At 61.9% G+C, this 9,865-nt stretch carries 6 protein-coding genes and 1 other annotated feature; all 6 genes read left to right on the top strand.

Features of this window, described 5'->3' with window-relative positions:
• The coding region (rplA, locus tag WC509_08995) for a 50S ribosomal protein L1 (protein ID MFA5007578.1) at positions 1-541 on the top strand (541 nt) is incomplete at its 5' end.
• Positions 539-663 (top strand) — a sequence feature (ribosomal protein L10 leader region). (Overlaps the previous gene by 3 nt.)
• A gap of 24 nt (positions 664-687) precedes the next feature.
• A complete protein-coding gene (gene rplJ, locus WC509_08990) occupies positions 688-1,179 on the top strand; it encodes a 50S ribosomal protein L10 (protein MFA5007577.1) in 492 nt (163 codons plus the stop codon).
• Positions 1,180-1,223: 44 nt separating this feature from the next.
• Complete coding sequence (rplL, locus tag WC509_08985) at positions 1,224-1,601, top strand: 50S ribosomal protein L7/L12 (protein MFA5007576.1); 378 nt, start codon at positions 1,224-1,226, stop codon at positions 1,599-1,601.
• Positions 1,602-1,663: 62 nt separating this feature from the next.
• A complete protein-coding gene (locus WC509_08980; protein MFA5007575.1) occupies positions 1,664-2,251 on the top strand; it encodes a methyltransferase in 588 nt (195 codons plus the stop codon).
• A 121-nt stretch (positions 2,252-2,372) separates the two neighbouring features.
• On the top strand, positions 2,373-5,990 hold the full coding sequence (locus WC509_08975; GenBank protein ID MFA5007574.1) for a DNA-directed RNA polymerase subunit beta: 3,618 nt from the start codon (positions 2,373-2,375) through the stop codon (positions 5,988-5,990).
• 16 nt (positions 5,991-6,006) lie between these two features.
• Positions 6,007-9,633 (top strand): DNA-directed RNA polymerase subunit beta', encoded by a 3,627-nt coding sequence (gene rpoC / locus WC509_08970; GenBank protein ID MFA5007573.1) that lies wholly within the window; start codon positions 6,007-6,009, stop codon positions 9,631-9,633.
• Positions 9,634-9,865: the final 232 nt, after the last annotated feature.

The raw sequence follows: 9,865 nt of genomic DNA, 5'->3' as shown, positions 1-9,865 counted from the left end.
CCTCAACCTCGACTCCCGCAAGGCGGAGCAGAACCTCCGCGGCGCGCTCGTCCTGCCGCACGGCACGGGCAAGGAGAAGACGGTCCTCGTCTTCGCCCGCGGCGAAAAGGCCAAGGAAGCCCGCGACGCCGGCGCGAACTACGTCGGCGACGACGATCTCGTCCAGAAGATCCAGGGCGGATGGTTCGAATTCGACGTCGTGATCGCCACCCCGGACATGATGGGCGTCATCGGCAAGCTCGGCCGCGTCCTCGGCCCGAAAGGCCTCATGCCGAACCCCAAGACCGGCACCGTCACGATGAACGTCGCGCAGGCCGTCGCCGATTCCAAAGGCGGCAAGATCACCTACCGCGTCGACAAGTTCGGCAACATCCAGGTCATCGTCGGCAAGGTCTCCTTTACCGCGGAGAACCTCGCCGAGAACATCAAGGCCGTCACCGACCTGATCCAGAAGGTCAAGCCGTCCACCGTCAAGGGCGTGTACGTCAAGAACGTCGCGATCTCCTCGACGATGGGTCCCGGCGTCGCGGTCGTCATCTAAAACCGAATCGTTCGATCGAAGACAGCGGGGGCGCAAGCTTAATCATCCCGCCGAGACGAAAGGGAATCCCACGTTTTACCATTCCTCTTTTTCTCGCGAAGAAGAGGAATTTCTTTTCAGAAACAAGGTACACAGGAGGTGTCAAGATGTCCAGAGAACAAACCATCAACGTCAAGCAGGAAGAGGTCAACGCGCTCGTCGGCCGGATGAAGGATGCGAAGGCGATCGTCGTCGCGGAATACCGCGGCCTGACGGTCCTCAAGACCGAAGAGCTCCGCCGCCTGCTCCGGAAGGAAGACTGCGAGCTGATCGTCGCGAAGAACAACATCTCGCGCCGCGCCGCCCAGATCTGCGGATTCGGAGCGCTCGACCATGATCTCAACGGCCCGAACGGAATCGTCGTCTCGCGCAAGGACCCCGTCATCGGCGCGAAGATCCTGAACGACTTCACCCGCAAGAACGTGAAGCTCGTCATCAAGTCCGGCGTGGTCGACGGCGACTACTACGGACCCGCCGAGATCAAGATGATCGCCACGCTGCCGCCGAAGCCGGTGTTGCTCGCCATGCTGGCCAGCCAACTCTACGCGCCGCTTTCGGAACTCGCCGCCGGTCTCGACGAACTCGCGAACAAGAAGTAACCCGCACCACCGCAAGCAAAAAAATACATTTGGAGGATATCAAAATGGCCAAGCTCAATGCCAAGGATTTCATCGAAGCGCTCAAAGAAATGTCGATGCTCGAAATCAAGGAACTCATCGACGCCATGAAGACCGAATTCGGCGTCAACCCGTCCGCCGGCGTCGCCGCCCCGGTCGCCGCCGCCGCCCCGGTCGAAGAAGAACAGGGTCCGAAGGAAGTCAACGTCATCCTGACCGCCGTCGGCGCCAGCAAGGTCGCCGTCATCAAGGTCGTCCGCGAACTCACCGGTCTCGGACTGATCGAGGCCAAGAACCTCGTCGACGCCGCCCCGAAGGCCATCAAGGAAAAGGTCAAGGAAGACGAAGCGAAGGAAATCGCGAAGAAACTCACCGACGCCGGAGCCACTGTCGAACTCAAGTAATTCCGCCGTTGAACGTCGAACCTGAGAATATCTCAGGTTTTTGACGTTATGGGGGTGCTCCGATGTCCCACTACTATACCCAGGACGACCCGACGCTGAAGAGCGCCCGCAAGCCGATCTTTTTCGAGGTGCGCGGGCGCGTCTTCCGGATGACGACCGATTCCGGCGTCTTCTCGCGATCGGGTCTTGATTTCGGTACCCGCACGCTGCTCGAGAGCCTCGCCGTCGAACCCGGCGAGGAACTGCTCGACCTCGGCTGCGGGATCGGCGTCGTCGGCATCGTCGCCGGCGCCCTTTTCGGCGCGCGCGTCGCGATGACCGACGTGAACGAGCGGGCGGTCGCACTGGCGGCCGAGAACGCCGCCGCGTGCGGCATCGAAGCCCGCGTCTACACCGGAGACGGATGTCTTCACGTTCCCGGTCTTTTCGATGTCGCGGTCCTGAACCCGCCGATCCGCGCCGGCAAGGCGGTCGTCTACCGGCTCTTCCGCGAAGCCCGCGAAAAACTCCGGGACGGCGGCAGGCTTGTCTGCGTCGTGAACAAGAACCAGGGCGCCGAGTCCGCGTCGCGCGAACTCGGGACCCTTTTCGGAAACATCGCGACGATCGCGCGGAAATCCGGCTATCACGTCTTCGTTTGCCGAAAATGATTGACCGCTTGACGAATATGTGATAAAATTTTTAAATGCGAAAGAATGCGCTTTTTCGCGTTTCAAGCGCGTTTCAGGGCTCGTCACCAGCGTTACCAATGGCACATACCGGGGTGATTTTGTGGATTACAAGACTGTCAAGTACGGCAAGGTCAGAGAAAGACGAAACTTCTCCCGCGTCAAATCCAACGTGGAACTGCCCGACCTGGTCGAGGTCCAGACCTCGTCCTTCGACTGGTTCGTCCAGACGGGGCTTCACGAACTGTTCACCGACATTTCGCCGATCACCAACTTCACCGAGAACCTGGAACTCTATTTCGGGGACCACGAGCTCGGCGAACCCAAATATACCGTGCTGGAATGCAAGGAAAAGGACGTGACCTATTCCCGTCCGCTCCGCGTCACCGTCCGCCTCCTCAACAAGGAGGCCGTGGACAAGGAGACGGGCGAGGTCTCGATCAAGGAACAGAAGATCTTCATGGGGGACATCCCCGTCATGAGCCCGGTCGGGACCTTCATCATCAACGGTTCCGAGCGCGTCATCGTCTCCCAGATCGTCCGTTCCTCGGGCGTCTTCTTCTCCGAAGAGGTCGACAAGAAGACCGGCCGCCGGAAATACCTCGGCCAGGTCATCCCGACCCGCGGCGCCTGGCTTGAATTCGAAATCGGCAAGCAGGACACCCTGTTCGCCAAGATCGACCGTTCCAAGAAGATCCCGCTGACGACCCTCATCAAGGCCCTCGGCTTTTCGTCGCGCAAGCAGATCGAAGACCTCTTCGGTGAGAATGCGCTCCTTTCCGGCACGATCGAGAAGGACATGACGCAGAATTCCGAAGACGCGATGAAGGAAGTCTATTCCAAGATCCGCCAGGGCGAGACCGCGACCATCGAGGGCGCGCGTTCCTTCTTCGTCTCGCGCCTGTACGACGAGAAGCGCTACGACCTCGCCGAGGTCGGCCGCTTCAAGGTCAACCAGAAGCTCGACGTCCTCTCCCGCGTCCGCAACCTGCTCGACCGCGGCGGCGAGGTTCGCAACCAGAAGGATCTCGTCGATCCCGCCACCGGCGAGGTGCTCCTGCCCGCCGGCACGAAACTCGAATACGACCACCTCGATCTGCTGGGCAGGCATCGCGACGCCCTCAAGACGTCGGTGCCGTTCGACGAGTCGCTTCTCGCCGAGCTCCAGGTCCACCTCGACCGCGAGGCCCGCATGGAGACCCCGGCCGACAACGTGAACGAGGACTTCGTCCGCCAGGTCGTGAAGGACTGCGTCATCGAGGCGCTCGACGTCACCGTCGGAAACGACGGCGAGACCTTCTCCGTCCGCCTCATCGGCAACGATTCCGACGAGAACCGCCTCCACATCACCACCTCCGACATCCTCGCCTCGATCTCCTACTACCTGAACCTCTTTTCGCGGATCGGCTCGCTCGACGACATCGACCACCTCGGCAACCGCCGCCTCCGCCTGATCGGCGAACTGCTCAAGAACCAGTTCCGCATCGGTCTCGCGAAGATGGAGAAGAACGTCAAGGACCGCATGTCGACGAAGGAATCCAAGGAGATGACGCCGCAGAACCTGATCAACATCCGGCCGCTGACGTCCTCGCTCAAGGAATTCTTCGGATCCTCGCAGCTCTCGCAGTTCATGCAGCAGACGAACCCGCTCGACGAGATCACCCACAAGCGCCGCATCTCGGCCCTCGGCCCCGGCGGTCTCACCCGCGACCGCGCCGGCTTCGAGGTCCGCGACGTCCACCAGTCCCATTACGGCCGCATCTGCCCGATCGAGACCCCGGAAGGACAGAACATCGGCCTCATCAACTCGCTTTCCTGCTACGTCAAGGTCAACAAGTACGGCTTCATGGAGACGCCCTACCTGAAGATCGACAAGGTGACCCGCAAGGTCACGGACGAGATGGTCTACATGTCGGCCGACGAGGAGCAGAACCACATCATCGCCCAGGCCAACGTGACCCTGAACGACGACATGACGATCCAGGACGAGCGCGTCGTCGCCCGCCATCTCGGCGAGACGAAGATGTTCGACGCCGTCGACTGCGACTACATGGACGTCTCCCCGAAGCAGATCGTCTCGATCTCGACAGCCTGCATCCCGTTCCTCGAGCACGACGACGCCAACCGCGCCCTGATGGGAGCGAACATGCAGCGTCAGGCGATCCCGCTCCTCAAGCCGGAGGCGCCGTTCGTCGGCACCGGCATCGAATACAAGACCGCCCACGACTCGGGCACCTGCGTCCTCGCCGACCATGACGGCGTCGTCGAATACGTCGACGGCATGAAGGTCCAGGTCCGCCGCGAGACCGGCGAACTCGACACCTACAACCTCGCCAAGTTCATGCGCTCGAACCAGGGCACGTGCATCAACCAGAGTCCGATCGTCAGCCTCGGCGAGACGATCACGAAGGGTGACATCGTCGCCGACGGCCCGTCGATGGACGAGGGCGAACTCGCCCTCGGCCGGAACGTCGTCGTCGCCTTCATGACCTGGAACGGCTACAACTACGAAGACGCCGTCATCATGAACGAGCGTCTCGTCAAGGAAGACGTCTACACCTCGATCCACATCGAGAAGTACGAGATCGAGGCCCGCGACACCAAGCTCGGCAAGGAAGAGATCACCCGCGAGATCCCGAACGTCGGCGAAGACGGACGCAAGTACCTCGACGCCCGCGGCATCATCGTCGCCGGCGCCGAAGTCAAGGAAGGCGACATCCTCGTCGGCAAGGTCACCCCGAAGGGCCAGACCGACCCGACCCCGGAGGACCGCCTCCTGCTCGCGATCTTCGGCGAGAAATCGCGCGAGGTCCGTGACACCTCCCTGCGCGTCCCCCACGGCGGCGGCGGCATCGTCCACTCCGTCAAGGTCTTCTCGCGCGAAAACGAGGACGAGCTCGCCCCCGGCGTGAACGAGATCGTGCGCGTCTACATCGTCCAGAAACGCAAGATCTCCGAAGGCGACAAGATGGCCGGGCGCCACGGCAACAAGGGCGTCATCTCGAAGATCCTGCCCTCCGAGGACATGCCGTACATGCCCGACGGCACCCCGGTCGACATCATGTTGAATCCGCTCGGCGTCCCGTCCCGCATGAACATCGGACAGGTCCTCGAAATCCACCTCGGCATGGCCGCCAAGCGTCTCGGCCTCCACGTGGCGACGCCCGTCTTCGACGGCTGCACCCAGGAGAACCTGATGGAGATCATGGCAGAAGCCGGCATGGAGAAGGACGGCAAGACGACCCTCTACGACGGCCGGACCGGCGAGAAGTTCGACAACCGCGTCTCCGTCGGCGTCATGTACATGATCAAGCTCGACCACATGGTGGACGACAAGCTGCACGCCCGGAGCGTCGGCCCGTACACCCTCGTCACGCAGCAGCCGATGGGCGGCAAGGCCCAGAACGGCGGCCAGCGCTTCGGCGAAATGGAAGTGTGGGCGCTCGAAGCCTACGGCGCGGCCTACACGCTCCAGGAAATGCTCACGGTCAAGTCCGACGACATCATCGGCCGCAACAAGGTGTTCCGCGCGATCGTCGACGGCCAGCCGATTCCCGATCCGTCGCTGCCCGAATCGTTCCGCGTCCTCACGCGGGAGCTCCGCAGCCTCGGCATCTACGTCGAGCTGATCAACCGCGAGACGAACGAGAACGAAGTCGAGAAATCGCTGATCGAAGAAGACGGCGAGGACTACATCGCGAAATACGGATTCCAGTCGTAAGGAAGGAGGAGCAGCCATGAGCCAGAGATATTCCCATCTTAAGATCCGGTTGGCCTCCCCCGAAGAAATCCGCAGCTGGTCGTACGGCGAAGTCAAGAAGCACGAGACGATCAACTACCGCACTCTCAAGCCGGAAAAGGACGGCCTCTTCTGCGAGGTCATCTTCGGTCCGACCAAGGACTACCAGTGCGCCTGTTCCAACAAGTCCAAACGCAGCTCGCATCCCGGCAAGAAGTGCCCGGTCTGCGGCGTCGAATACACCGAATCCAAGGTCCGCCGCGAACGCATGGGGCACATCGAGCTCGCCGCCCCGGTCGTCCACGCGTGGTACCTCCGGAACAGCCCGTCGCGCCTCGCGATCCTGCTCGACATCAAGTCGAAGGACCTCGAGGAGGTCGTCTACCTCGCAAGCTACATCGTCGTCGACCCGGGCGACACCGACCTCCAGCCGAAGCAGATCCTCTCGGAGGCCGACTACACCCGGTACTACTTCGAGTACGGCAGCCGCTTCAAGGCGCTCACCGGCGCCGAGGCGGTCAAGTACCTGCTCAAGAAGATCGACCTCGAGAAGGAGACGGTCCTCCTCCGCAAGGAGCTGAAGACGGCCTCCAAGCAGCGCCGCGAGAAGATCGTCAAGCGCCTGAACGTCGTCGAGGCCTTCCGCAACTCCGACAACAAGCCGGAGTGGATGGTCCTCGAAGTCCTGCCGGTGATCCCGCCGGATCTGCGCCCGATGGTCCAGCTCGACGGCGGCCGTTTTGCGACCACCGACCTGAACGACCTCTACCGCCGCATCCTGAACCGCAACAACCGCCTGAAGCGGCAGTTCGAGCAGAACGCCCCGCACCTGATCACGAAGAACGAGAAGCGCATGCTCCAGGAAGCGGTCGACGCCCTGATCGACAACTCGAAGCGCGGCCGCAAGGTCGTCGTCGAGAAGAACCGCGCCCTCAAGAGCCTCTCGGACATGCTCCGCGGCAAGCAGGGACGCTTCCGCCAGAACCTCCTCGGCAAGCGCGTCGACTACTCCGGCCGTTCCGTCATCGTCGTCGGACCGGACCTCGAGATGTACCAGTGCGGCCTGCCGAAGGAGATGGCGATCATCCTCTTCAAGCCGTTCGTCATCCGCGAGCTGATCAGCCGCAACATCACTTCCAACATCCGCTCCGCGAAGCGCATGATCGAAACCCTCGACGACCGCATCTGGGGCGTCCTGGAAGACGTCATCAAGGAACATCCGGTGCTTCTGAACCGCGCCCCGACGCTGCACCGCCTCGGCATCCAGGCCTTCGAGCCGAAGCTCGTCGAGGGCAAGGCGATCCGCCTCCATCCGCTGGTCACGACGGCGTTCAACGCCGACTTCGACGGCGACCAGATGGCGGTCCACGTCCCGCTCTCCGAAGAAGCCCAGGCCGAAGCGCGCGTGATGATGCTCGCCTCCAACAACATCCTGAACCCGAAGGACGGCAAGCCGGTCGTCACCCCGTCGCAGGACATGGTCCTCGGCAACTACTACCTCACGCTTGAAAAGGCGGGAGAACACGGCGAGGGCAACGTCTACAAGGACTTCAACGAAGCGATCATGGCGTACGAGAACAAGCTCATCACGCTCCATTCCCGCATCGCCGTCCGCGCCTCCTCGATCGATCATCCGATGGCCGAGGAGTACAAGAACCACTACCTCGTCACCACCTGCGGCAAGCTGATCTTCAACACGATCCTGCCCCCCTCCTTCCCGTTCCTCAACGAGGCCACCAAGAAGAACCTCGAGACCGAGACCCCGGCGCGCTACTTCGTCGCCCCCGGCACCAACCTCCGGGAAGCGATCCAGGGGATGCCGCTGGTCGATCCGTTCAAGAAGAAGTTCCTCTCGATGATCATCGCGCAGATCTTCTCGCGCTACAAGATCAACGAGACCTCGAAGATGCTCGACAAGCTGAAAAACATCGGCTTCAAGTACTCGACCGTCGCCGGCATCACCGTCTCGGCGTCCGACGTCCAGGTCTACTCCCACAAGTCGGAGATCCTCGCGAAGCACGACAAGATGGTCGACGAGATCCACGACCTGTACGACATGGGCCTGCTCACCGACTCCGAGCGTTCGAAGCTCGTCGTCGCCGAATGGGCGAAGGCCAAGGACGAGATTCAGGAAGGCCTCCAGAAGGAGCAGGACAAGAGCAACCACATCTTCATGATGTCCGACTCCGGCGCCCGCGGCAACATCTCCAACTTCACCCAGCTCGCCGGCATGCGCGGCCTCATGGCCAACCCGTCCGGCGGCGTCATCGAACTGCCGATCCGCTCCTCCTTCCGCGAAGGCCTCTCGATGTCCGAGTTCTTCATCTCGACCCACGGCTCCCGCAAGGGTTCCACCGACACCGCCCTGAAGACGGCCGAGTCCGGCTATCTGACCCGCCGTCTCGTCGACGTCTCCCAGGACGTCGTCATCACCGAGGAAGACTGCCATACCGACAAGGGCGTCAGGGTCAAGGCCCTGCTCGACCGCGACGGGAAGACGATCGAAACCCTCCAGGACCGCATCGCCGGCCGCTACGCCGCCGCCGACTTCATGCATCCCGAAACCGGTGAAGTCCTGCTCAAGCGCAACGACTACGTCACCGAGGAGATCGCCAAGAAGATCGGCAACCTCGACAAGACCGAGGACGGCAAGGACTCAGGAACGATCGCGGTCGCGATCCGTACCGGTCTGACCTGCACCTCCAAGGTCGGCGTCTGCCGCAAGTGCTACGGCCAGAACCTTGCAACCGGCTCCAGGGCCGAGGTCGGCGAGTCGGTCGGCACGATCGCCGCGCAGTCGATCGGCGAACCGGGCACGCAGCTGACGATGAGAACGTTCCATACCGGCGGCGTCGCCGGCGACGACATCACCCAGGGTCTCCCGCGCGTCCAGGAACTCTTCGAGGCGCGCACCTCCAAGGGCCGCTCGATCATCTCCGAGATCTCGGGCACCGTGTCCGACATCCAGCAGATCGACGAGCAGTTCCACGTCTTCGTCGAGAACGGCATCGAAAAGAAGAAGTACGTCACCAACGCCAACGTCCAGCCGATCGTCCGGAAGGGCGACGACATCCGCGCCGGCCAGCAGATCACCGAAGGCTCGATCGATCCGAAGGAACTGCTCCGCGTCACCGACATGGAGACCGCGCAGCAGTACATCCTGAAGGAAGTCCAGAAGGTCTACCGCTCGCAGGGCGTCGACATCTCCGACAAGCATCTCGAGATCATCATCCGGCAGATGACGCGCCGCGTCAACATCATGCTCGAGGGCGACACCGACCTGCTTCCCGGATCGCAGATCTCGGTGAACGAGTTCATCGAGGCGAACAAGGCGTCGCTGCTCCACGGCAAGCGCCCCGCGGTCGCCAAGCCGGTCCTGCTCGGCATCACCAAGGCGTCGCTCCGCTCCGAATCCTTCCTGTCCGCCGCGTCCTTCCAGGAAACGACGCGCGTCCTGACCGACGCCGCCATCCGCGGCAAGTCGGACCCGCTCCTCGGGCTCAAGGAGAACGTCATCATCGGCGGCCTGATTCCGTCCGGAACGGGCATCCTGAAGCACACTTCGTTCGAATACGAGGTGCCGCCGGTCGACGACGAGGATCTCTACGCCGATTTCGAAGAATAGCACCGCATCGCGAAGAGGGTATTCATACCCTCTTCTTTTTTTGCCTCGCGGACGCGCGAAAAGTTGGCCGCGGGGCGCCGTTTTTCGTTGACATCCCCCCGGAGGTATGTTAGAATATAAAAGCGCGCGGAAAAAGCGGCGCACGATGGGTCTTTGAAAACTGAATATAAGCAAATAACGAACTTACAAACGTCAAGCAAGAGAAGCAACAAGAAGAGCTAACAAAACAATT

This window comes from Candidatus Izemoplasmatales bacterium, assembly GCA_041649275.1.
Lineage (GTDB): Bacteria > Bacillota_I > Bacilli_A > Izemoplasmatales > Hujiaoplasmataceae > UBA12489.
Note: the sequence above shows the minus strand (reverse complement) of the source record. Positions and strands in the feature narration are given on the sequence as shown.